Here is a 540-nt window from a genome sequence, read left to right as displayed (position 1 = left end):
CGCGCTTGGCGAGCGTGGCCCGGGCGAACGGCTCGACCGGCTGGTCGCCTTGATCGTCCTGCCCCGGCACGGAAGACGCGCGCCAGCCGCCCTCGGCGAGCCACAGCTCCAGACGCAGCAGCAGCTCAGCCGTGCGCGGGTCGGTCACGGCGGTGCGCGCCTGCTCGTAACCTTCGCGCTGCAGGCCGTCCGCCTCCGTCTCCAGCAGCTCCAGGCTGTCTTCCGAGGGCAGGCGGTTGCGCAGCGGCGCCAGCGTCTCCGCCCGGAAAACGTCCCATTCGCGCGCCGGCCCCAGCTGCTGCTGCAGCCAGCGCAGCTCGGTGCGCAGGTAGCGGTACGGCTCCGCGGCGAACACGCTCTTGTAGACCGTGACCAGCGCGCGCAGGCGGCGCAGGCCGACGCGCATCTGGTGCACGCCCTCGGGATCGCGGCCGTCGAGCACGGCGGCCTCGTTCGCGCGCACCTGGTCGACGCAGCTGCGTGCCTGGCGGGTGAACGCTTCTGCCACCGTCTGGCCCGGCTCCAGCAGCGGCTTGGCCG

The 540-nt window shown here is 73.9% G+C and carries 1 protein-coding gene; it reads right to left on the bottom strand.

Annotated elements, in window-relative coordinates:
* Positions 1-540 (bottom strand): CHAD domain-containing protein (locus tag CKO28_RS27955; protein ID WP_200344827.1); only part of this gene is annotated, 540 nt, incomplete at both ends.

Source organism: Rhodovibrio sodomensis (assembly GCF_016583645.1).
GTDB lineage: Bacteria > Pseudomonadota > Alphaproteobacteria > Kiloniellales > Rhodovibrionaceae > Rhodovibrio > Rhodovibrio sodomensis.
This window is presented reverse-complemented; position numbering and strand designations above follow the sequence as displayed.